The sequence below is a fragment of the Acetobacter sp. genome (assembly GCF_052102375.1).
Classification (GTDB): domain Bacteria; phylum Pseudomonadota; class Alphaproteobacteria; order Acetobacterales; family Acetobacteraceae; genus Acetobacter.
On sequence record NZ_JBQDXI010000008.1, the window covers coordinates 24,227 to 48,173 of the forward strand.

Consider the following 23,947-nt stretch of genomic DNA (forward strand, 5'->3'; position numbering starts at 1 on the left):
TGCTGCCTAAGCCTATCAGAAACATCACATTTTCAGGACAAAGGCCATGCGGGCATATCCCAAACTGCATGGCACAAGGCAGGCCGCAGGCCCACTCCACCGCCCTTTGCAGACAATCAGGACTGTGGTCCCTTGCAACCATTGCAAGGCAGCCACGCACCAGATACGACACGCAGAACATTATATTTTATTTTAAGAAGTTAAGACCTTTCATGGATTCGGCATCCTTTGCTGAGCAGAGGGCACATGGCAGGCTGTTTTTACAGATCATGCCACTGCAAGCGGTACGGGCGGGGAGAGGATGACAATACGACACCCAGCCGCATCAACAGTCGGCTTCTGGAATGGTGTGGGCATGCGCCTGCCGCGCGGTATTTTTCCTCCCGGCTGGTTTCAGTTTTGCCTGCGGACATGGCTTTCTGTGGTGCTCGCTCTGGCCACAGCGTTCTGGCTACAACTCTCCTCGCCCGGCTCTGCTGCTGTAACGGTCATGATTTTGGCGCAACCACTCCGTGGGCAGGTCCTCTCTAAAGCCGTCTATCGGCTGGTTGGCACATTTGTCGGGGCATTTGTGGCGCTGTTTCTCACCGCCTGCTTTAATCAGGAACGGGGCGTGCTGTTGGGTGGCGTGGGGCTATGGCTGGCCTTCTGCACTATTGTAGGCACCTTGGAAAAAGACTTCCGGGCTTACGCTGCCATGCTGTCCGGCTACACGGTAGCCATTGTGGCTATTAGTTGCATAGACAGCCCACAAAATGCTTTTGACATTACCATTAACCGTGTGTCCGCCATTATTGTGGGCATTGCTGCCACGGCTGCCGTGAATGACTTTTTCGGCTCCCCAACGGCGTGGGAAAAGCTGGCAGCAAACCTTAACCGTACCGCCAGCATGGTCCGCCGTATTGCGCAGGAGGCCATAGCTGGCCACGGCATACCGGACGAAGCCGCCTGTGCCGGGCTGGCCGGGGAAATTATTGCCCTGACCACTCAGGTCTCCTACGCCAAGACAGAACTGCCGGACGCCAACATAAGGCTTGCAGGTGCCCGCTCCGCCATGGTGGCCCTGTTGGAAATGTTAAGCTGTAGCCGAGCTATTGCCTACGTGCTGCGGAGCGGAGAAATTTCCGGCCCGGTGCTGAACCATATCCGCACGGCGTATGGTGATGGTACACCAACCACCTCCACCCGTCAGGCGGTCAGAGACCTTGAGGATCTGGCACGGGAAGCGCACGCCACTGAAGGCGCCCGTGGCCCCACGCTGGATGAGGCCTGGCTGATTGAACGCTCCATGGCACTGCTGTCTGACACGCGCTGGGCAGTGGATGGCATTGATGCTTTTGAAAATGGCCGCCGTGCCCGCACGACAGCCCCTGACCTCAAGATTGAGCAGCATCAGGACGTGATAGCTGGGCTTCTGGCGGGATTACGCACTCTGGTAGGGTTTAGTGTTGCAGCAGGGCTGTGCATTATTTCTAACATTCCCAGCACGTTCACTGCGCTCTCTCAGGTCGCAATTATCCTCACGCTCGCGGCAACCACCTACAATGCGCGGGGTTATGGCATGGGGGCTCTTATTGGTACCCCGCTGGCAATTGCCGTAGCCGCAGTCCTGAACTTTGCCGTGCTGCCGCACGGAGCGGATATGCCGTTTCTGGCTATGGCCATCATTCCCGTTATTTTCGGTGGTTGCCTGTTGATGATGAACCCTAAAACCGCAACGGTAGGCTTTAATGCCGGGGTATTCTTTTTTGTTATTCTCGGCATTGCCAACGAGCAGAACTACGAACCCGCCAGCTTTATTGACCGCAATGTGCTCTATCTGTTTTCAGCCATTGTCATCTTTATTGCTCTCGTGTTGCTGCTGCCCCCTTCCGCCAACAAGCGGCGCTTCCGGGTGGCCATCACAATCGGGCATGATCTGCGCAAACAGTTTGAGGGCCAGGGAGAGCAGGCTGGCTCCGCCCTGATCAGCCGCCATTATCATCGCCTTTGCCGTATTCTGGAATGGAACAGCTACCTCCCCTCCAATGCCGCAAAAACCCGCGTTTTCACACGCCTCTCCAGCCTTGACGAATTGAATGTGGAGATCGCACGGGCACGCCGCCACCTTCAGCGTGCTGCCACTATTCCCGCCATCCGTGCTGACGCGGAGGCCGCGTATCGCTCAACCGTCATCTACAATATTGATGCAGCGCTCTACCGTATGCGCCACAAGGCGCGGCTGCTGCTGGACCACAGCATTGACCTGCCACATGGGCAAATGGCTACAGCCCTTGCTGCCGTATCGGCCATGGTGGGGGCCATTCGTCTGCTGGAACACAATCGCTCGGCCATACATCTGTATGACCTGCTCCCTGTGCCTGACCAACGCTGGAAAGCCTTCTAATGGAAGACAGTCTGAGACCTGTTCTGGATATCGGGGGGCTGCTTGTCTCGTCTTTTGTGGTGCATGCCGGGCTGGCTATTGTCACGCTGCTGGTGCTCAACCCCCTGCTGGCCAAAGTAGGGGCACGGCGGGTGATCTGGAATGTGCCTTTGGCTGAATTCGGGCTGCTTGTGTGCCTGATCGGCTTTTATACGCTTGTCTTGTGAGAGGATTTTCCGACCGTGTTTGAACGCGCCCGCCGCGCCCTGCAATTTGTTACGACCGGGACAATCCTTGCTGTAGCTGCCATTGTTGGCCTTGTTTTATGGGACTACTATACCGCTGCCCCCTGGACCCGTAACGGGCAGGTGCGCGTACAGGTGGCGGATATTGCCCCCCGTGTGTCTGGCCAGATTATTGCCGTACGTGTGAAGGATAACCAGTTTGTTCACGCTGGTGACATTCTGTATGAAATTGACCCGTTCGACTTCAAGGTAGCCGTTGCCACAGCCACAGCCAAAGTGAATGAGCGGCAGGCAGACATGGTGCTGAAAGACGCCCAGCAAAACCGCCGTGACAGACTGACCGAAGTTGCAGCCTCCCGCGAGGAAAAGCAGGTTTTTCAGGCCACAGCCGATATGGCCAAGGCCCAATATGCGGATGCCATGGCAGCGCTGTCCCAAGCCAAGATCAACCTTGATCGTACGGAAGTACGCAGCACCGTTACGGGCTATGTGAACAACCTGATTATGCGGGTGGGTGACTTTGCAACCGCAGGCAAACCCAACGTGCAGGTGATTGATGCCTCCTCCTACTGGGTGGACGGCTATTTTGAAGAAACAAAAATACGGGCCATTCACATTGGTGATCGGGTGCGTATGGACCTGATGGGCTATCGTGCCCCTATGTGGGGCCATGTGGTCAGTATCACCCGCGGCATTGCAACACCTAACGCCACACCCTCTACTCAGGGGTTGCCCTCGGTTGACCCTGTGTACACTTGGGTCCGGCTGGCACAACGTATTCCTGTCCGGGTGCATATAGACAGCATTCCCCCCGGCACCCAGCTAGCCGCAGGCATGACCACCACCGTGACCGTAGTTGGCAGCAAAGGTAAACGCGCGCACGATACCCTGACCGAAGTCTTTGACCGCCTGCATGACACATTGCTGGGTGGCACCGGAGGCAGCGGCAACAGGAATTAACCCGCTGCTCCATAACTAGGCTGCATGACGAGGGGTGCAGCCTCTGGACAATGCAGCACGGGGCTGGCACGGAGACTGTCATGATGTGCTCATTTTCGCGTTTCTGGTCTGGCTCACAGATGGTGTGTAGTGCAGCCATGCTACTGGCGCTCAGCGTGCCCGCTCACGCCGCCACCAACCTTAAAGGCCGGGCACTGGTCATCACCGCGCCCTGTCTAAGCAAATTGCATATCACAACCTCAGATACGCTACCGGAAGCGGTCCTGATTGAGCAGCCTCTGCCCCGTGGTATCAGCGCGACTGCGGGACAGGATGGCACAATCACCGTCTCCCAGAATGGCTGCACGGCAACAGCCCCCCTCACCAGCAGTCTGACCATCACCACGCACCCCGACCTACCCCTGACCATAGCAGAGGCAGGTCGCTCCGCTGTTCTGCTGGACGACCGAACCGGAACCGTTTTTATCCGTGCAGGCTCCGGGCCTGTTGAAATGGGTAAGGCTGGAGAATTGGGGCTAGTTTCAGCCTCCACAGGCCCACTGACCATCCGTACCCTTTCTGACTCCGCTCGCATTCGCTCAGAAAAAGCCGCACCAGTTACAATCAGGAAAATCACGGCACCTGCCATTGCCCTCTATTTGGGGGGCTCCGCTACATTTGACGGACAGGCAGGCCACCTACAGGCACTGGAAATTACCTCCGACAGCACGGGAGATGCCGTGATGCATGGTGAGACAGATGTTGGCGTGTTCCACATTATGTCCAGCGGCAATATTATTGTGGACAAAGTGGGAGACACACTGGCGACACAGCGGGACGGAAGCGGCAAGATTATTCCTGATGCCGCCGCCCCTCCGCCACCTGCGCGCTCCACGCATGTTACGGTTATTCCGGCACCGCAGTAAGCTATTGGCCATGTGGTGTTTTTAGCACGGCGGCCACGTTTTTATTGTTCCTGAATGACAACATTAGGCAGAGTGTGAGATAAGCGCAGACCGCCCCATAACCTTACATGGGGTGTTTTGTGCTGCGCCTTGTGGGGTGGCTTTTTTTCTATCCAAGGAAACTCAGGCTTGTCTCTTTGCCGGCTTTTCATCATGCGCCCCGTCGGCACCATTCTTATGGCTATGGCCTTTGTATTGGCAGGGGTTTTTGCTTACAGGGCCATGCCGGTTGCTGACCTGCCCAACATTTCCGTGCCGGTTATCTATGTTGTGGCCACCCAGCCCGGTAGCTCTCCGCAGCAAATGGCAAGTTCCCTTACCACACCGCTGGAACGCCACCTTGGCCAGATAGCGGGCCTGAGCAGCATGCGCTCTGAGTCGACAGACAAAGACTCCTTTGTCTTGCTGTTTTTTGATGACAGCCGGGATATTAACGGTGCCGCACGTGACGTTGAGGCCGCCTTGCAGGCCGCCCGACGGGATATGCCCAACACGTTGCTTATGACACCGCAATATTTCAAGGCCAACCCGTCTGACAGCCCCATCATGCTGGCAGCCATGACATCCGACACACGCTCTCCCACAGCCTTGAGAGACCTTGCGGAAACACGCCTGAAACCCCTGTTGGCCGGGGTTAAAGGGGTTGGTTGGGTTGAGCTTGTGGGGGCATCCAAACCCGCCGTGCGCGTGGAAATGAACCCGGCCATGCTGTATAAGTACGGTATTGGGTTTGAAGACGTCCGCTCTGCATTGGCATCTGCCAATGCCAACACCCCCAAAGGGTTTATTGAATCCGGCGGGCAGCGTTTTACACTGGACACGAATGATCAGGCGCGGACAGCCGAGCAATACCGTGAACTGGTGATTGGTTACCGCAATGGCCGCCCCGTCCGATTAACCGACGTGGCCACAATACGGGATGGCCCGCAGGACGAACGGAAGGCCGGGTGGTACGATACAAAACCCGCCATCATTACCGTCATTCGCCCGCAACCCGGCGCAAATGTCATTGAAGTGACGGATGCCATCCGTGCTCGCGCAGTACTTCTTAGTAATGCCCTACCCTCCGATGTCAGTTTCAAACTGGTTTCTGACCGGTCAGTCTCCATTCGTGGAGCACTGGAAGATACGCAATATACGCTGCTTATCTCCGTCCTGCTGGTAGTTGTGGTGGTGTTGGCGTTCCTCCGCAGTTGGCGCTCTACTCTTATTCCCGCCATTACGGTGCCCATTTCTCTGGCGGGCTCTCTCGCCATCATGCATCTCATGGGGTTCTCACTCGACACGCTGTCTCTTATGGCGCTGACTATTGCCACAGGCTTTGTGGTGGATGATGCCATTGTGGTGGTGGAAAATATTGCCCGCCACATGGAGCAAGGCATGGGCCGGATGGAAGCGACGCTTCTTGGCTCGCGCGAGATTGCATTTACCATTCTGTCCATCACCATTTCGCTTATTGCCGTCTTTCTCCCGCTTCTGCTGCTGGGTGGGGTACCGGGTAAGATCTTTTTTGAATTTGCCATGACGCTGACAACCGCTGTGTCTGTGTCGTTTTTTCTGTCTATCTCCCTCACGCCTATGATGTGCGCCTATATGCTCACCGTGCATCATGAAGGCGCAGAGGCGGCCGCAGAGCCTGCCCGCGCCAATATTATGGTGCGCGCCGCGCACGGGTTGGCAGATGCAACAGATGCAGGCCTTGAATGGGTCTTGCGCGGTTACAGGTGCTCGCTACGCTGGGCCCTGCGCCATCCATGGATCACGCTTTCCACTCTTCCGCTCAGCTTTTTTGCGACCATTGCCATTCTGGTCATTATGCCAAAAACCATTCTTCCGGCTGAAGATATCTCGCTGATTGAAAGTTTTTTAAGCACAGACCAAACCAGCTCCTTTACCGCTACATCAGGCAAAGCCCGCAAAGTGATTGACGCCATGATGGCGGACCCGGATGTGGAAGCCGTTCTGGGGTTTGCAGGGGAAGATGCCGCCAACAATGCGCAGGTTTTTGCACAGCTGACAGACAAGGCCTCCCGCACGTCCACACCGGAGCAAATTGCGGCCCGTGTTCGCAACCGCGTCAAGGATGTGCCGGGGCTTACTGCCAGCATCTCTAACTCGGGCGATATCAATGGGGGCGGACAGCGCCAGCATGAAGGCACATATAGCTATGTGTTTCAGAGCGATAATGATGACGACATTTATACATGGGTGCCCCGTATTACAGAGGCGCTCCGCAAAAACCCTGTCGTTGTTGGGGTAAGCAGCCACCTGTCCAGCAAAGGTGCAGCCATGCATGTGCTGATCCAGCGTGATACGGCTGCCCGCTACATGATAACCCCGCAGTTGATTGGCAATGCGTTGTACGATGCATACGGCCAGAGAACAGCTTCTGCCATCTCCACCCCGCTGACAACATATTACGTGGTCATGGAAGTGGAAAAAGCCTTCCGTGAAAATCCGGAAATTCTCAAAACACTCTGGGTTTCAACGGCTGGGGGCACAGCCTCCGGGGCGATAGCGTCCAACACCGTTCGGGTGAAAATGCCTACTGGGGCATCAGCCTCCCGCGCAACAACGCTGAGCGAGCAGTCTTTCCGTAACGCCATTGCCAATAGGCTGGCGGGCGGAGGTGCTGGTGCCTCTAACGGGTCTGCCGTCTCGTCTTCGTCCGAAACAATGGTGCCGCTACCAACAATTGCCCGGCTGGTTACAACCCCTACCCCGCTGGAAGTCAGCCATGAGAACGGCTTTATTTCCGGCAGTATCTCCTTTGACCTTGCCGACAAAAAAACTGTGGATGACGCAGAAAAAGAGATCCAGAAAGTCATGGTCTCTCTGCACACACCTCTGGCGCTGCATGGCGGGTTTACCGGCCAGGCGGGCGACATGAAGAAAAACCTGATTAACGAGTTGCTGGTTTTTGTGGCGGCACTGGTGACCATGTACGTTACGCTGGGTGTGCTGTACGAGAGCTACATTCAGCCCCTCACCATTCTCTCCACCCTGCCGTCTGCCGCGGTAGGTGCCATGCTGACTCTTTGGGTTTGCGGGCAACCTTTCTCCCTGATTGCCATGATTGGCGTTATTCTTCTAATTGGTATTGTGAAGAAAAATGCCATTCTGATGATTGATTTTGCCCTGCATGTGGAGCGAGATCAGGGCCTCTCCCCGTATGACGCAATTTACTCCGCATGTCTGACGCGCTTCCGCCCTATTCTGATGACCACTCTTGCCGCCGCCTTTGGCGCTGTTCCTCTGGTGTTTGGGCATGGGTATGGGGCGGAACTGCGCCGCCCGCTCGGTATCGCTGTTATTGGCGGGCTGGCTACCAGCCAGTTGCTTACACTGTACTCCACACCCGTGGTTTATTTGCTCATGCATAGGCTGAGTGCCTGGTTTAGCCGCACACTACGCCGTATCGGTCGGCTTTTTGGGCGTATGACAGGGGCCAAGCCTCTTCCGCGCACCTAGCCGCCGGGGCATTGGTGTTTCCGTGCAAAAACGGCTAAAGGCAGTGCAGCAGTCCGGCAGGGCATGGTCCATGCCGGACAGTCTGAACACCATATCAAACTGCCTCCAGGCAGTGCAGAGATCAGGAGCCTATCATGTCAGACACCCCAACAGTGCCAGACCGCCTGTCCGTTAACCCGGAAAGCCCTTTTTACGATGAAAAACTGCTGGAGCGCGGCATTGGTGTACGCTTCAAAGGCGTAGAAAAAACCAATGTTGAAGAATATTGCATCAGCGAAGGCTGGGTGCGTGTTGCCGTTGGCAAAACTGTTGACCGTAAAGGCAACCCCCTGACCATGAAACTTCAAGGCCCGGTTGAAGTTTGGGTTAAAGACGAAGCCTGATAAACGCAGGGCACCCCATCAATTAACGAATTACATTAAATGATGAGGTGTGTTAGATTGAATCATTAACTATTGACGCACCATTCAAGGGAGACCGCACATGGCCCAGCCAGAACCCGGCAAGACGCCGGACCTCCGCTACACTGTTGTTATTGTAGGGGGTGGTGCCGCTGGCATTGCCGTTGCCGCACGGTTGCTGCATGAGCGGCCTTCCCTTGATGTTGCCCTTATTGAACCATCAACCACCCATGCCTACCAACCCGGCTGGACACTGGTTGGTGCAGGTGCCATGTCCCTTAAAAGCACGCTCCGGCAGGAAGGCGGGCTTATTCCAAAAGGCTGCACATGGATCCGTGCAGCAGCGGCAACATTTCAGCCAGATGATAACACCGTAACGCTTGCTGATGGCCGTATTGTTGCTTACCACCGCCTAGTTGTGTGCCCCGGCCTGCAACTGGATTGGGATAAGATTGAAGGCCTGAAGGAAACGCTGGGCCGCAATGGTGTATGCAGCAATTACTCCAAAGATACGGTCGATTATACTTGGACCTGCATCCAGTCCCTTTCCGGTGGTACAGCGCTGTTTACCCAGCCGCCCATGCCTATTAAATGCGCTGGCGCTCCCCAGAAAATTGCGTATCTGGCCTCTGACTACTGGCGCAAGCACGGAACGCTATTCCGCACGAATGTAGAATTTTGTCTGGCAGGTGACGCCCTGTTTGGTGTGGCGTATTTCCGTCCAGCTTTGCAGGAAGCCGTCGATTACTACGGCATTAACCTGCAATATAAACACACACTGGTTGCCGTGAATGGCCCAGAACGCAAAGCCACATTTGCCGTCACCAATCCCGAAGGCAAAACGGAGCATGTTGTCAAAGACTTTGACATGCTGCATGTGACCCCGCCCCAGAGCGCGCCAGACTTTATCAAGCAAAGCCCGCTGGCGAACGAAGGCGGATGGCTGGCCGTAGATCCCGCAACACTCCAGCACACCCAATATCCGCTGGTGTTTGGGCTGGGGGACGTTATTGGCACATCCAACGCCAAAACCATGGCAGCAGCCCGCGCCCAGACCCCGGTTGTTGTTGCCAACCTGCTGGCGTCCCTTGATGGCAAACCATTCGGTGGCGCTTATGACGGTTATGGGGCCTGCCCACTGACCGTGGGTTACGGTAAGATTGTTCTGGCTGAATTCCTGTATGGCGGCAAACCCGCACCCAGCTTCCCCTATGACCAGCGCAAACCAAGCCGCTTTGCATGGTTCCTGAAAACAACAGTCTTCCCACGGGTATATTGGGACATGATGCTAAAAGGCCGGGATATTACCGTGCCGCACCACCCGGAATGGTCTAAATCCTGACTTTTCAATACTCGACGACTAATTCAACTAAAAACCCCCAGCCGGAAAAGGCTGGGGGTTTTTAGTTGAACAGATGTTTTCTGCCTGCAGGACATTGAACCAGAAATCAACTACCCCTCCTTGCACCTAGCTTTCCTGATCTGCCTATGTGGCAGTGAACAAGAGACGCTCCTGACAAACCAGAGAAATAGCCTGTAGCGGCCTCATCCCCCTTTTCTGCTTAAACAGAGCGCAGGCTCCTTGCTGAGTGCTACAAAAAGTACCGCGCCTTAGCTGCCAAAGCGTTTCGCCATCCCTCTATTTCCTGTAGTTCGGATTGGACACACCACCGTAGCGCTATGCTATCGGTACTTAGCGTCTCGCCCGCACCTTAGCAGGCCGGAAGTGTAAACTCTGCTTCCGGTTAGACGCCGTGGGCCTGCTGCCCGGTTTATTTTTGCCTCTTGCCACAGGGATGCCTCGTGAAACACCAGACACCCAACGTCTACACGCTCCATTTTTGCTCTCGCTCTTTCTGCCCGGCTCCGCAACAGCCTGTTCAGGGAGGCCAAGCATGATTTTTCGTATTCTTATTTTGTCTCTGGGCGCGTTCGTCTGGCAGGTTACTGAAATATTGCCAATCGGGCTCCTGACCGACATTGCCCACGGGCTGAATGTGTCTGAATCTCAAATTGGCCTTTTGGTAACCGGGTATGCGTGGCTTGTAGCCCTGACAGCCATTCCCCTCACCATTGCCTGCTCCGGCGTAGACCGGCGCATTCTGGTGGCGGCCCTTATGGCTTTGGTAGGAAGTGTCAATCTGCTCTCTGCCCTGACACCTAATTACACAGTCATGGCTTTACTGCGGGTGGCATTGGCGCTGGGGCATGGGGTTTTCTGGTCCATCCTCTCCAGTCTGGCGGTGCGGCTTGCACCACAACTGCCCATTGCCAGAGTTACGGGCATGGCGTTTACCGGTGTAGCCGTAGCTTTTGCTGGTGGTATTCCTCTGGCTTCCGCCATAGGGCACTGGGCCGGATGGCGGGCTGCATTTTCGCTTACAGGGGTTCTGGGGGTTGGTGTTCTGGCTGGCGTACTGGTCCTGCTCCCGCCCATGCCGGGTGTACGCCGGCATATTGATATCCGCCATCTACTGCGCCAGCCCGTGTTACGCTACATTGCCATTCTGACAGCCTGTGCGGTAACGGCCCATTTTACGGCCTACACCTACATTGTACCGCTTTTAAAGAAATTGGTTCTGGCACCTGATGCTCAAATTCCGCTCATGCTGCTGGTGTTTGGTGGGGCTGGCGTTATCGGCAACTGGATTGGCGGCAGGTTGCCCTTTTCAGCCGGGCGAACTGTCGGGCTGTCACTGGTAGGCCTTGTGCTGAGCTATGGCCTGCTTGTTGGGTCAACCTACGCCACATCTGCCATCTGGCTGGTGCTGGCGCTCTGGGGCATTATTGCGGCGCTGATAAATCTTGCCATGCAAAGCTACGCACTGGAACTTGCCCCCAACCAGCACGAGGCTGCGGCATCCTTTTGTGTCACCGGGTTTAATGCTGGCATTGGGACAGGAGCCTTGGTAGGCGGGCTGGTTCTTCCTGCCGGAGGCGCGTTTGCCATTATTGGCACAGGTGTGGTTTTGGCCTGCATTGCTATGGCTGTTTTAAGGGCCAAACCAGCCTGAACCCCCTATTTCTATAAAACCGAGCTGAATAAAAAAACGCCCCGTTATGGGGCGTTTTTCGTGGGATCAGTTTTCGTCTATGTCTCGCTTTGGCAGGAGAGCTGGCACAAAAACCAGCGTTGCCAGCAAGGTGCACCCCAGAGACAGCAGCAGGAGCCGCCCCATGCTGGCCGTACCCGGATGGTGCGACAACGCCAGAGAGCCAAATGCCGTACCCGTTGTCAGTGCAGAGAACAGCACCGCCCGCGCTGTGGGGGACGCCAGCGGGTGCTTAACACCATCACGCCAGTTCATGACGAAGTAGATATTGAAGGACACCCCAACGCCCAACAGCAGCGGCAGAGCGATAATATTTGCAAAGTTCAGTGTCTCAGGCAGCAGCACAATCAGAATAACGGTCATGAGAGCTGAGAGCATCAGGGGCGCCAGAACAAGCATCATGTCTGTCAGGCGGCGGCGCAGCGCCAGAAACAGAATAAGCGCAATCATGCCAATAGCGGCAACAGCAGCCTGTTCAAATGCCTTGACGATGGAGCGTGCGCTTTCAACAATATCAACCGCACTGCCTGCCATCTTTGGTTCGATTTTTTGCAGGGAGGTCACAAAGCTGCGCAGAGCATTGCTGTTGGACATAACGCCATTTGGATGGACCTCCACCAAGGCGCGACCATCGGGCAGCAGATAGTTTCTGGCTATAGACTGCGGAACATCCTTAAGCGTGACAGGTGTTGCCTGTAACATGGTGCGAAGCTGGTCCAGCTCAGCAGGTAGAAAACGAACAAGAGCGTGGTTAGCATCCACCACAATGTTGTCCGGCGCTGAGGCCATTTTGGCAAGGGCTGCCTGAATACGGCGCAGTGGGTCTGTGGCACTCAGCTTGTCCATCACCCCACCCAGCGCGGTTGCGGTGCTCTGCGCGGCATCACGCAGGGCCTGCGCATCGGGTTCTGGCTTGGGGGTTGGCACAATAAGAGTAGGCAGCAGAATATTGGCTGCATCCTGAATAAGCGCCAGTTTTTCAGGCTGGTTTTCCGGCACAAAAGACCCCAGCCACATGGCGTCATGCACACCAGGCACTTTGGCCAGACGCTCGGCCTCCCGTTTGGCATCGTCCAAAGACGGCACCAGTAATTCTGCCCCATAGGGAGAAGACTGCGGGTTGGTCATGAGCAGGTGCAGGGCCTTCATGCCCTCGGAGTTCGGATTTTTTGTGTGCAGTGGGTCGCCATCAAAATTGAGGCGCGGCACCAGAACAAGGCCTGCCAGAGCCACAAGGCCAAAAACAATCAGCAGTGACTTGCGCATCTGACGGATTTTAACATCCACAGGCTGCATGAAGGCATAGCCCATGCTCGGGCAGTCCAACGGCGGATGAAAAATACGCAACAAGGCGGGCAACAGAGTTGTGGTGCAAACGAATGCAACCATCATGCCAATACCGGCAATAAGCCCAAGCTGCGCCACACCCAGAAAGGCTGTGGGCGTAAATGCCAGAAAGCCCGCTGATGTTGCCAGAGCCGCCACCAAAATCTGATGGCCTGTCTCCTCCCCGGTTTCTGCCAAGGCTGCGAGGATACCCTGCTCATTCTGGCTATCCTGATGTTGGGCCCGGAAACGCACAGAGAACTGGATGGCAAAATCCACTGCAATGCCAACAAACAGGATAGCAAAGGCAACGGAGATCAGATTAAGCGTACCAACGGCCACAGCGGCAAAACCGGTCGTCAGCAGCAGGCCTACAACCAGCGTTACCACAATAGGCAGCACCACACGCCAGGACCGTACAGCCAGCATAAGCCAGATGGTCACCAGAGCCAGAGACCCCAGAAGGCCCGCCACCATCCCTTCTGCAACAGTGGCAAATTCTTCATCATCAAGCTGCACCTGCCCGGTCATGTGCACCTTGGCGTGGCCAGTTCTGACATAGTCAATGCTATCCGCAGCACGACGCATGGCATTTGCCGCATCGCCCCCCGGCTGGAAGGAGCCATAGTCCAGTTTGGGTTTGGTGATAACAAACTGATAACGCCCGGCAAGGTCAGTGAGCTGCCCACCTAACAGACGTTCCCAAGACAGGGGCTGGGGTTTGCCCGCCAGTGCCTGCTCAAGATTATCAGCGAAACCTTTTAGCGCTGGCTGAAAGCCTGTCAGGTCCGCCTGCCCCTGCTTCACACCTTCTGCAATAAGTGACAGAGCACCGAACAGGCCCCGCGCTGAGGGGTCCTGCGCCAAAGCGCCCAGAAACGGCTGGGCGGCTATTGTGTCATCCAGTAACTGCCCGAGCGGTTTGGCGTCCAGAAACATCAGGCCATTGCGTACAAGGTACGGGTCTGCGTCCGGGCGCTCAGCAAAGTTGAAATTTTTATGGTCTGCGGCCAAGCGCTCTGCCAGCAGACGAGCAGTTTCGCGTCCCTCTTCCGGCAGGTCTGCTTCAATTACGGCAACCAGCAGGTTTTCCTTTTGAGGGAACAGACGGGCCATCTCGTCCGAACGTTGCTTCCACTCAAGCCGTGGCGAGAGCATTTTGCTCGTATCTGTGGTGACCCCCAGATAATTGACCCCAGCAAAAACTGCTCCAGCGGAGAGAATGAAAAACACTGCCACGACCGCATAAGCATGACGTGCGCAAAGCATGATGAAACGACCGATGAAGGCAGAAAGCATGGCGAGCTGTCAGTTCCTGATAAATTTTAGGCCATCGAAGGCTCAAAGTTGTTTTGGTTTGGCCCAACCCACCTGCTTCATGCAAGCAGGGATATAGCAATGACTGTTTTTGCCTTCATAAACGAACGTCAGAAACTGAGTTCTTGCACAGCATTGGAGCACATTCGCCCTCATGTGCCGGGCTTTCCGGGCACCATGCATGCTCCAGCCACTGCCAGAGAATAAGGGAGGGTAAACCCCACACAATTTCGCGTACACGTTTAATAAGGGACAGGGCCATTGCCACCTGGGGTGGGACACCAAACAGCCCGCCAACCAGAACATATCCGCCTTCAGAAACGCCCAGAGCACCCGGCACGGCAAAGCCAACGGATTTTGCGGCCTCGCCCACGCCTTCAATCACAAATCCTACGGCTAACGAGCAGTCATATCCCATAAAGTGCAAGATAAGGCAGACCTCAACCGCTCCAAGCGCCCAAGCAACAAATTGTAAGGTAAAAGCCCATACCGTAGCGCGTTTGGCCATATAAAGTGCCAATACTTGCTGATGCAGCCCGCGTATGCTTTCAGCACCGCGCCAGCCAAGATTGTCTGCTATTTTCAGTAAAAGCTTTTCAACAAGGGCCACGGCACCAAGCCATTGGCTGATAAAAACAGCCAGACCAATGGCAAGAGCAACCAAAGCACTCTCCAGCAATTCATCCGTCACGGCAGACCGTTGCACCAGTGTGAGCAGAACGATAAGCCCGAGCACCGTGAACAGAACCTGGCTGAGGAGTTCAAGCGTAAGGTCGCATATCGTTGCTGCTGCGGCGCGCTTTGCACCCAGACCTCGCCGGTTAAGCAGACGCGTAGAGCAAACCTCTCCCCCCACCTGTGCAACAGGCAAAAGGTTGTTCACCCCTTCTCTTACACAGCGTAGGGCAAAGTAGTCTTTTAAGGTCAGGGTAGACGGGGGCAGTTTGTCAGGCTTAGGGCCGGAAATAACCCGCCATGCCTGTGCGGAGAGTAGAACCTGCACGGTATGGAATACTATTGCTGCCAGAATACCCCAGCCACCTGCCATGACGAGCGAGAAAATGGCACCAGCTCCGAACTGGGCTAACATCCAGACAGTCAGCCCCAGCCCTAAAAGACCTGCAATGACAGCAACCCGCTTCATTCATTCCCTCACCTTGCAAGGCTGCACTCCTTCATTGCCGTGCAGCCTTTATCAGATCACATCTTGATCTGACGCAGCAAAGCAAGTGACTCCACGCAGGCGGCGGCAGCTTCACGCCCTTTGTTATGAATGTCAGAACGAGACCGAAGTTCCGCCTGCTCATCCGTATATGTTGTCAGAACGCCAAACGCGATTGGCACTTCTGTGGCCAGAGACGCCTGCATGAGGCCAACCGTAGTACCAAGGCTGATAAATTCGAAATGTGCGGTATCACCCTTAATCACGCAGCCAAGGCAGATAACACCTTCATAACGGCCTGATTTTGCAAGGGTTTGCGCCAGTAATGGCATTTCAAACGCGCCGGGAGCTGCAAAAATATCGGAGGCCGCGACACTAATATTGTGCTCACCCAGCCATTCAATAGCTCCGTTCCGCAGGCCGCCTGTCACGTCCTCGTTAAAACGGCTCACGATAATTGCCAGACGGGGCGCAGGCACCAGTTTGAGATCTGGCAGGGACGCTGGAAGATGTGTGCTCATAAAGTTATTCTTCTCCTTAAAAGGCTTGCATCAAGCAGATACCCCGGCCGGGGCATCACTCACAGAAAAATTACTCAACCGGTGCCCCATACGCTGCCGCTTGGCATGCAGGTACGCACGGTTAAAAGGATTAACCGGTGTTTCAAGACCGATTCTCTGGCGCACCAAAAACCCACGGGCTTCTAAGGCTCGTACTTTGTCCGGATTGTTGGTCAGCAGATCTAACTGGCCTACGCCCAGTTCCCGCAGGATAGCGGCGGCGGCTGTCCAGTCCCGCGCATCTGTTGCAAAACCCAGCTTATGGTTGGCATCCACCGTATCCAGCCCTGCATCCTGCAACTCGTAGGCCCGGATTTTGTTGGCCAGACCTATGCCGCGTCCTTCATGGCCACGCACATAAACCAGCACCCCGCTTTCTGCCTGCCCAATAGCCCTTAACGCTGCATGAAGCTGGGTTCCGCAGTCACACCGTAAAGACCCAAGGGCATCCCCCGTCACACATTCGGAATGCATACGCACAACCGGCACAGCGCCAGCCGCTGCCGGGTTACCTTTTACCAGTGCCACATGCTCCACACCCAAACGGTCACGGAAGGCATGGATCATCAGGTCTTCCCCGCCATAGGCACTTGGCAAGGCAGCTTCTGCCAGATCAGCAATGGTTTCCTGATCCGGCACTGCGTCTGCTTGGGGTGTCGCATCAGGCAGTGCCGCCAGACCATGCTCTTTCACCCACTCCACCAGCTCCGCAATGGAGATAATGGGCATGTCGTATCTGGCCCCATACACTTCCAGTTGCGGGCGGCGCGCCATGGTGCCGTCCTCGTTCAGAATTTCGCAGATAACCGCTGCAGGTTGCAAACCGGCCAGACGCACAAGGTCAATGGAGCCTTCCGTGTGGCCAATACGTTCCAGCACACCGCCCGGCTTGGCCCGCAGCGGGAAAATATGGCCGGGCGTCGCAAGGTCAGCCGGCTGTGCGGTATCGGCAATGGCTGTCAGAATGGTGTGGGCACGGTCTGCTGCGGAAATACCGGTCGTAACGCCTTCTTTGGCTTCAATTGAGACCGTAAAGCCCGTGCTGTGGCGAGCCGTGTTGTTGGTGACCATCATGGGCAGGCCAAGCCGGTCCACATGCGCAGGCGTAAGCGGGAGGCAGACCAGACCACGGGCATTGGTAATCATGAAGTTCATGGCTTGCGGAGTCATGAACTCCGCAGCCATGACCAGATCACCCTCGTTCTCACGGTCTTCGTCATCGACCATAATAACCATACGGCCCGCACGAAGCGCTGCGACAGCTTTCAGCAGCGCTACGGATGGCTGGGAAGCATTGGCCACCTTGTTCACTTGGTCTGGCATAGAACCTCCACGTATTTGGCAATAACGTCCACTTCAACATTCACGGCGTCACCAATCGCAAGTGTGCCAAGTGTGGTGTGCGTCCATGTGTGCGGAATAATCATGAGTGCAATGGTGAAAACCCCGTTCTGCACCGGCCCAATTTCGTTCAGCGTCAGGCTGATGCCATCCAGCGTGATGGAGCCTTTTTCCACCATGTAGCGGCGCAGCGTTTCTGGCACCTCAAACACCACACGGCGCGCATCCCCGGATGGTGTGCAGGCTGCATAACGTGCCGTGCCATCCACATGGCCCTGCACAATATGACCCGACAGGCGGGTAGCAGGCGTTACGGCGCGCTCAAGGTTAACACTGCTGCCTGCCTTTAATGCACCCAAGGTTGAACGGTCGAGTGTTTCACTGCTGATGAAAAATCGGGCATGGCCTGTGGCCGCAGGCTCTACCGCGGTCAAACACACGCCATTGACAGCAATGCTTTCCCCTTCAGCAATATCTTTCAGGCCAGTATCAACATCTATGACGAGCGACTGGTCTCCCGCATCTGCCTTGAGAACATGACCGAGGGATTCAATTATTCCGGAAAACATGCTTGCTCCTGCGTACACCGTACCCACTCCGGAAACAGAGCAAGGGGGGTTACATCCTGTCGTGTTGAAACTGAAAAATGGTCCACCCCGGCAGCTTTCTGACGAATAGTCAGCCAGTCATCCCAAAGGTTCTGCTCTTGCAGGGCGGAGAGAAGTTTTGGGCCTGCCTCTACCATCAGCCACAGTGCATCAGTCTGGGCCAGAAGCTCTGGCAGAGCTTCGCTGTTAGGGCAAAAAAGCACATCAAACCGTTTTTCGGCCTGTGCTACCCACTGCGCAGCAACATTGGCTTTTTGCCCGCACACAACCAATAACCGGTGCCGGTTTGCATGGTCAGGCACATGCCGCACAGTAAAACCCGGCTGGTCGGCAGCAATGGTGCCTGTGCCAGTTATAATGCCATCTGTCGCACGGCGCAGGGTATGGGCAAACGTAAGGGATTCCGGCGTGGTAAATGTTGTCTGGCCAGCGGGCGGTACCATAGTGCCTGCACTGTTAAGGGCCTGCTTCACCGTTATCCACGGTCTGCCCTGTGTTGTTTTCTGAACAAAAGGCGCAAGCAACGCCTTGCACTGCGCAAAAAGTGCTGCGCCATTAGGGGCCTGCTCCAGCCAGTGCACCGCACGCCCGGCAGCGGCCAAAACCTCAGCCCCACCGCCTGCCACATGGGGGTTAGGGTCCGCAGACCCAATCCAGATATCCTTGACTGGTGTTTCCAGCAGGGCCTCGGTACAGGGCGGTGTACGGCCTGTGTGATTACAGGGCTCCAACGTCACGATGGCAGTCCGGACGCGGTCCAGCACACCGGCAGCCCGTGCCTGTTCACATGCCAGACGTTCTGCATGCAACTGGCCCGCCTTGTGGTGGGCGGCAAGGCTCAGTACCTCGCCTTCTTCCCCAAGCAGGACGCACCCTACCGCAGGGTTAGGAGCGGTCTGACCAACAAAACGAAAAGCCTCGGCCACAGCAGCCTGAAACGCACGTTTCACCTGCTCTGGCACAAACTCTGGCACTGTAGTTAAGGGGGAGTTTTGCAACGCCCTAACCCCTTGGTTGTCTCAGCCATAAACCAGACGAACTTAGGGCACAGGGAAGCTTTCACGCCTCTCCACGCTGCACAAACAGCGCAAAAAGCCATGATGCTACCGTTCTCTCTCATCCGGACTATGACCGTCGGCCCCGGAATTGCACCGGATCTGCTGACCCTGCCATTGGCAGGCGCTCGCGGGCTTATGGTTTGCACCACTTACCGCCGGTAGGGAGTTACACCCTGCCCTGAGAACGTCGTACCCGCTTAAACCACGGATACATCCGTTACTATGGGTATAATCACGCTGGAGTGCAAGAGAGAAACACATCACACCTTTGCGTATGGGCTTACCGAAGGCCCGCAGCCCCCACCCTAAAGAGTGGGGCGCATATCAAGGTCAGAACGAAACGGAGAGTGTTCCGGTCATGTTGAAGCGTGGGTACAGATAATAAGTAGGAGAACCACTGGCAGATACAGCGCTGCCGTAAACGCCTGTTGTGGCATGGGCGTTATTGGTTAACCCATAGGCACCCGTACGAACAAAACTGCCCGTTATGTTGTTAAAATTCATGCGGAAAACAGGTGTTTTAACAAACCCAAAACTCGGGAAACGATAGCCCACAGCGATGGAGTCCGTAAAATAGCCGGGCATTTTTTCGTCATTCATAAAGGTCGTGTACTGGGCTGACGTATAATGCACTGCAAAATTGCCAAACAGCTTTCCGTCATCATATGTCAGGCCGATATTTGCCAGCACATGGGGGGCCATCACCGCCCGGCGTCCTTTTGTGGGTAGCAGGTCAGACACTATCGCACCGTTAAGATGTCCGGTGGTGGGAAGGTTAGAATCCATTGACGTGTTGAGATATTCAATCGACGCATACGGACTAAAATGGTGGATGGGATGTGCCGCCACCATGGCATCAAACCCACGCGCCGTCTGGTTCCCGGCATTGATGGTGGTGCTGATAGCCTGATTGTTCACATAAACACTGGTTGAGACCAACCGATTGGTAATGGAGTAGTTAAAGAAGCTCAGATCAGCCATCAGGTAGCTGTTGTTAAAGCGCCACCCTAACTCTTCCTTGATCAGATATTGCGGTTTGGCGTTGTAAGGGTTGCCAACATAACTGCCGCTTTGAGCATCAAACACCGCTGAGAGGGAGCCGGGGTCTGGCATACGATAGTCCCCCTCAGCATTAATATAAATCTGGTTATGCTCGTCAATCTTGTAGCCAATACCCAGCTGCGGGAGCGGTACAACCGTGTTTTCCTGCATGTGTGGCGCACGACTGGCGTAGTTCTGGCTATAGCGGTTGATCATGGACACTTTAAAGCCTGCATCAACCTGCAAGCGGTTATCAAAATACCGGCTTACATCGTGCACGAACAGGGAATGGTTATACCAGCCAGCATCTCCCTGATACGGCATATAGCGTGAGCCATTCTGGAAAAGTCCGGTACCCTCTGCGTAAGGGTAATTTTTGCGGCCATCTTCCGTCGCAACTGAATAGAGGTTGTTGACCTGATTATCCTGATAATCAAACCAATACCCAAGAGACACGGTGTTATGCCGGTCTATCTGATAATTCAGTTGTGCCACAGCCCCTGCATGCGGGCGATAAACGCTATAGGTGGATGTTGCAGGCACCTGCCCGCTTAACGCCGCACCGTTGGCACCCTGTGTTACGGCCACCTTGTCTGCATTGAACAGTGAACCGTTATACGAGTAGCCACCATTATAAACGTAGTAGGGCTTGAAATCGAAACTAAAGCGGCTTGGCAACACAACATGCACCGGAGCAGTAATAAAGAACTGGTCCCACATATTACCAACCAGCCCGACATAACGGGATGGCATGTTAGAGTTGTATTGTGAGGAATAGGTGAATGTTCCGTTGCCGTGCTTTTTATCCAGAAACTGCTGGGCTGTCGGGTAAAGCGGCATGGACGTAAACTGGTGGTTCCAGCTTGCGAACAGGTCAATATAGGAGCCGTTATCAAAGTCCTTGCGGGCTCCAAAATCGAGATGGCGGCGCTCATTGGTGCCTGGGCCAATCCAGTTCCGGGCATGCTCATGTGAGAAGGACAGATAGCCGCGCACGCCACTGCTCCCGATATCTCCACTATTTACCCGCAAGAACTCGCGGGACATGTTGTTGGACCCATAGGAAAAGTCTGTCGTGCCACCAAATTTGTGGTCTGGTGTTATGGTTCCTGCGTCCATTACGCCTGCGGCCGCTGTTGTTACCGGCAGGTTTATGGCGGCAGAACCCGGCGTAACACTCACATGGTCCAGATTTTCAGAATCTACATTCTGGTTCAGATAATAAGCCGTAGCGACGGGCACACCGTTGAGGAGGATGCCCATGTCGGAATCCGTAAGGCTGCGGATGTTCATGGTGCCACCCAGAATACCGGACGAATCGTTAGCAGAGACACTCACGCTCGGTAAGTTCTTGACCAGATCCAGCGCCGTGCTGGTTGGGTTTTGCATGGCAATGTAACGCTTGGTCACGGTCTGCACGGCCCGAGGGGCTGTTTCATGCCGCATCATACCTCCCCCGCCTGCACGGCTGACAGCAACCATAATCTCTTCCCCGGCCCGGCTTTTAAGGGGGCCTGACGGATGCCGCACCCGCTGAGGCGCCACACTTTGAGAAGTCTTGCGAACGTTGGCCGGTACCCCACCTTTCCGGCTGGCCTGTTTATGTGTTGCAGCATAACCATAGTCACAGAACAGGATGGTGCTGCTGAGAATAGCGGCAACAAACCGACCATGCTGTGTTTTTGTGGGAACCATTGACGTGCGTTTTCCTCAACAAAGAAGCGTTCGTAATGGCCGTGCTTTAGTGCAAAAATTCTCGAAAAAGGAAACCCTTCAGCCGCATTTTACAGTGCTTTCTGTATAAATTGTTGCACCGTTACACTACCAGCCTGTTGCGTTTAGGACGCAGTACGCTTATTCCCCCAAACTGGGCGAGACGTGAGCCTCTCGATGCTTGCAAAATGTTTCGATTTGGTTATGTTTTTCCGAAAGGCTGCTTTGCGTCTGTGCAGGACTTCCCAAAGGTTGTTTACGGCGCTAGCTCCACCTGACTGATGCCGCTAGCATGGCGCACCGGCTTCTGGCCTTGAGACGCTCACAATGGAAGACCCATGACCCAACCCATTACGCCGGGGCATAAGCCCGCCCCTCCTGCGCCAGAAAGCACCGGACTTTCTGGGTGGATTGATCAGCGCCTACCCATCATCAGTGCTTTCAAGACCGAATACATTCATTTTCGTATGCCCCGTAATCTAAACGGGCTTTGGAATTTTGGGGCCATTTTAACCATTGTGCTGCTGCTCATGCTGGCAACCGGCACTTTTTTGGCCATGCACTACACCCCTACAACGGCTGAAGCCTTTTTGTCCGTTGAAGCCATAGACAGGCAACTTGCCGGGGGGTGGCTATTACGGGCCATGCACATGGTCGGAGCCAATCTGTTTCTGGCAGCTCTGTATGTGCATCTTTTTCGCGGCCTTTATTACGGCTCCTACAAAGCCCCGCGTGAGCTTTTGTGGCTGACAGGCCTGCTGTTGCTGGTCATGGTCATGGCAACCGCGTTTGCGGGATATATTCTGCCGTGGGGGCAAATGTCCTACTGGGGGGCAGATGTCATCAGTAAGGCTGTGGGGGCTGTGCCCGTTATTGGTGGGACGCTAGAGCATATTCTGGCCGGGGGAGAGTATCTGGGCGATATTTTCCTGCATCGTTTTTTCGTGCTGCACTTCATTCTGGCGTTTCTGGTGGTGGGGGTCGTTGGCCTGCATGTTGCTACGGTGCATGTCTCAGGTTCTAATAACCCGTTGGGAATTGAGCCGAAAACGCCCAAGGACACGGTACCCTTCCATCCATATTTTACGAGTAAGGACCTGTTTGGCCTTGTGCTCTTTGCGCTGGTTTTTGCGCTGCTGCTCTTCTTCTGGCCCGGTTTGCTGATGGAGCCAGATAACTACGCACCGGCTGACCCCATGCACACCCCGGCGGATATTGAGCCCGAATGGTACTTCCTGCCGTTTTACGGCATGTTGCAGTCTATCCCGTCCAAATTTGGTGGCTTACTTGCTGCCGCAGGCTCCCTGCTGGTGCTATTCGCACTCCCTTGGCTGGACCGCTCCCCTGTGCGCTCTGCCCGCTTCCGCCCGCTATGCCGGATTGGTCTTATAGGGCTTGTGGTGTCTTTTGTGCTTCTCGGCGTTGTGGGGGAACACCATGCCGCCGGTGGCTGGATGCTGCTTGGCCGTGCCGCCCTGCTTTACTATTACTGCTATTTTCTTGTGCTGCTGCCGCTTGCCAGCCGCATTGAAAAAACACGCCCTCTTCCCGCCTCCATTGCCGCCGCACAGGGAGAGGGCTGATGCCTCACCACGCCACACTGAAAAACTTTGCGATGCTGGCCGGTCTCTGCCTGGCCACACCCGTGTGTGCCGCAGAACCCGCAGCCACTCCCCCCCATCACTCATGGCGTTTTGACGGCCCTCTGGGCACTTTTGACCAAGGTAGCCTACAGCGTGGGTTTGTTGTGTATGACCGTATCTGCTCAACCTGCCACGGCATGCGTAGTCTGACCTATAATGACCTTGCAGGCATAGGCTTAAGCCAGAAAGCAATTGGTGATCTGGCCCACAGCAAGCAGTTCCCGGGCCCGCTGGATGAAGATGGCCAGCCAACAACACGCCCCGGCACTCCGGATGATCATTTCAAGTCCCCCTTCCCGAGTGACGCCGCAGCCGCCGCCATGATGGGAGGCGTTGCCCCGCCCGACCAGTCCCGTCTAGCGCTCATCAAACCCCACGGGGCGGACTGGCTTTATGCTTTCCTGACAGGGTATCGTATGCCTGCTCCGCCGGGCGCGCCCTCAGCGCCCGGCAAGTTCTATAATGAGTGGGCAGATGGCCACCTTGTGGGGATGCCCCCGCCGCTCATGAACGGTGCCGTCACCTTCCCAGATGGCACACCCGCCACGGTTGAGCAGCAGGCCAAAGATGTTACAACATTTCTGGTCTGGGCATCTGACCCGCACCGCAATGCACGCCACCATATTGGCAAAGGGGTTGTGCTTTACCTGATTGTTCTGCTTCTGCTGGCTTACGCGTGGAAGAAGAAGATCTGGAAACGCCTGCACGGAGCCTGAACGCACATGGACAAGACATCCCC

The 23,947-nt window shown here is 55.4% G+C and carries 17 protein-coding genes and 1 riboswitch; of the genes, 10 read left to right on the top strand and 7 right to left on the bottom strand.

Annotation, left to right across the window (positions count from 1 at the left end; translation table 11 throughout):
• The first annotated feature begins 301 nt into the window (after positions 1 to 301).
• From ACTIDN_RS05125 to ACTIDN_RS05160, 8 genes are all read left to right on the top strand, one after another.
• The gene (locus ACTIDN_RS05125) at positions 302 to 2,386 is read left to right on the top strand and encodes an FUSC family protein (RefSeq protein WP_441376221.1); all 2,085 of its coding nucleotides are present in this window, start codon (positions 302 to 304) and stop codon (positions 2,384 to 2,386) included.
• Entirely contained in the window at positions 2,386 to 2,592 is a 207-nt protein-coding gene (locus ACTIDN_RS05130) for a DUF1656 domain-containing protein (RefSeq protein WP_048838633.1), read from the top strand. The genes ACTIDN_RS05125 and ACTIDN_RS05130 overlap by 1 nt, the downstream gene beginning before the upstream one ends.
• Before the next feature lie 15 nt (positions 2,593 to 2,607).
• The gene (locus ACTIDN_RS05135) at positions 2,608 to 3,570 is read left to right on the top strand and encodes an efflux RND transporter periplasmic adaptor subunit (protein ID WP_441376222.1); all 963 of its coding nucleotides are present in this window, start codon (positions 2,608 to 2,610) and stop codon (positions 3,568 to 3,570) included.
• An 80-nt stretch (positions 3,571 to 3,650) separates the two neighbouring features.
• Complete coding sequence (locus ACTIDN_RS05140; RefSeq protein WP_441376223.1) at positions 3,651 to 4,475, top strand: hypothetical protein; 825 nt, start codon at positions 3,651 to 3,653, stop codon at positions 4,473 to 4,475.
• Between the two features lie 168 nt (positions 4,476 to 4,643).
• On the top strand, positions 4,644 to 7,985 hold the full coding sequence (locus ACTIDN_RS05145; RefSeq protein ID WP_441376224.1) for an efflux RND transporter permease subunit: 3,342 nt from the start codon (positions 4,644 to 4,646) through the stop codon (positions 7,983 to 7,985).
• Positions 7,986 to 8,119: 134 nt separating this feature from the next.
• Positions 8,120 to 8,368, top strand: coding sequence for a DUF3297 family protein (locus ACTIDN_RS05150; RefSeq protein WP_415507351.1), 249 nt, complete (start codon positions 8,120 to 8,122; stop codon positions 8,366 to 8,368).
• Positions 8,369 to 8,468: 100 nt separating this feature from the next.
• The gene (locus tag ACTIDN_RS05155) at positions 8,469 to 9,728 is read left to right on the top strand and encodes an NAD(P)/FAD-dependent oxidoreductase (RefSeq protein ID WP_415507350.1); all 1,260 of its coding nucleotides are present in this window, start codon (positions 8,469 to 8,471) and stop codon (positions 9,726 to 9,728) included.
• 553 nt (positions 9,729 to 10,281) lie between these two features.
• On the top strand, positions 10,282 to 11,400 hold the full coding sequence (locus ACTIDN_RS05160; RefSeq protein ID WP_441376225.1) for an MFS transporter: 1,119 nt from the start codon (positions 10,282 to 10,284) through the stop codon (positions 11,398 to 11,400).
• A gap of 66 nt (positions 11,401 to 11,466) precedes the next feature.
• On the opposite strand, the gene ACTIDN_RS05165 is transcribed toward ACTIDN_RS05160, so the two are convergent.
• The 7 genes from ACTIDN_RS05165 to ACTIDN_RS05195 all read right to left on the bottom strand — a co-directional run bounded on the left by ACTIDN_RS05165 (position 11,467) and on the right by ACTIDN_RS05195 (position 21,547).
• On the bottom strand, positions 11,467 to 14,064 hold the full coding sequence (locus tag ACTIDN_RS05165; protein WP_441376226.1) for an MMPL family transporter: 2,598 nt from the start codon (positions 14,062 to 14,064) through the stop codon (positions 11,467 to 11,469).
• 115 nt (positions 14,065 to 14,179) lie between these two features.
• On the bottom strand, positions 14,180 to 15,226 hold the full coding sequence (locus ACTIDN_RS05170; RefSeq protein WP_441376227.1) for a flippase-like domain-containing protein: 1,047 nt from the start codon (positions 15,224 to 15,226) through the stop codon (positions 14,180 to 14,182).
• 56 nt (positions 15,227 to 15,282) lie between these two features.
• Complete coding sequence (gene ribH / locus ACTIDN_RS05175; RefSeq protein WP_415507346.1) at positions 15,283 to 15,765, bottom strand: 6,7-dimethyl-8-ribityllumazine synthase; 483 nt, start codon at positions 15,763 to 15,765, stop codon at positions 15,283 to 15,285.
• Positions 15,766 to 15,795: 30 nt separating this feature from the next.
• Positions 15,796 to 17,127 (bottom strand): 3,4-dihydroxy-2-butanone-4-phosphate synthase, encoded by a 1,332-nt coding sequence (gene ribB / locus ACTIDN_RS05180; RefSeq protein WP_441376228.1) that lies wholly within the window; start codon positions 17,125 to 17,127, stop codon positions 15,796 to 15,798.
• A complete protein-coding gene (locus ACTIDN_RS05185; RefSeq protein WP_086651288.1) occupies positions 17,112 to 17,714 on the bottom strand; it encodes a riboflavin synthase in 603 nt (200 codons plus the stop codon). The genes ribB and ACTIDN_RS05185 overlap by 16 nt, the downstream gene beginning before the upstream one ends.
• Complete coding sequence (gene ribD, locus ACTIDN_RS05190) at positions 17,699 to 18,751, bottom strand: bifunctional diaminohydroxyphosphoribosylaminopyrimidine deaminase/5-amino-6-(5-phosphoribosylamino)uracil reductase RibD (RefSeq protein WP_441376229.1); 1,053 nt, start codon at positions 18,749 to 18,751, stop codon at positions 17,699 to 17,701. Before ribD ends, ACTIDN_RS05185 begins: the two co-directional genes overlap by 16 nt.
• Before the next feature lie 106 nt (positions 18,752 to 18,857).
• A riboswitch (FMN riboswitch) is annotated at positions 18,858 to 19,001 on the bottom strand.
• 140 nt (positions 19,002 to 19,141) lie between these two features.
• Positions 19,142 to 21,547, bottom strand: coding sequence for a TonB-dependent receptor (locus ACTIDN_RS05195; RefSeq protein WP_441376230.1), 2,406 nt, complete (start codon positions 21,545 to 21,547; stop codon positions 19,142 to 19,144).
• Between the two features lie 356 nt (positions 21,548 to 21,903).
• On the opposite strand from ACTIDN_RS05195, the gene ACTIDN_RS05200 reads away from it, so the two are divergent.
• Together ACTIDN_RS05200 and ACTIDN_RS05205 are read left to right on the top strand one after the other, a co-directional pair.
• A complete protein-coding gene (locus ACTIDN_RS05200) occupies positions 21,904 to 23,148 on the top strand; it encodes a cytochrome b (RefSeq protein WP_441376231.1) in 1,245 nt (414 codons plus the stop codon).
• A complete protein-coding gene (locus tag ACTIDN_RS05205) occupies positions 23,148 to 23,924 on the top strand; it encodes a cytochrome c1 (RefSeq protein WP_415507340.1) in 777 nt (258 codons plus the stop codon). Before ACTIDN_RS05200 ends, ACTIDN_RS05205 begins: the two co-directional genes overlap by 1 nt.
• Positions 23,925 to 23,947 lie beyond the last annotated feature (23 nt).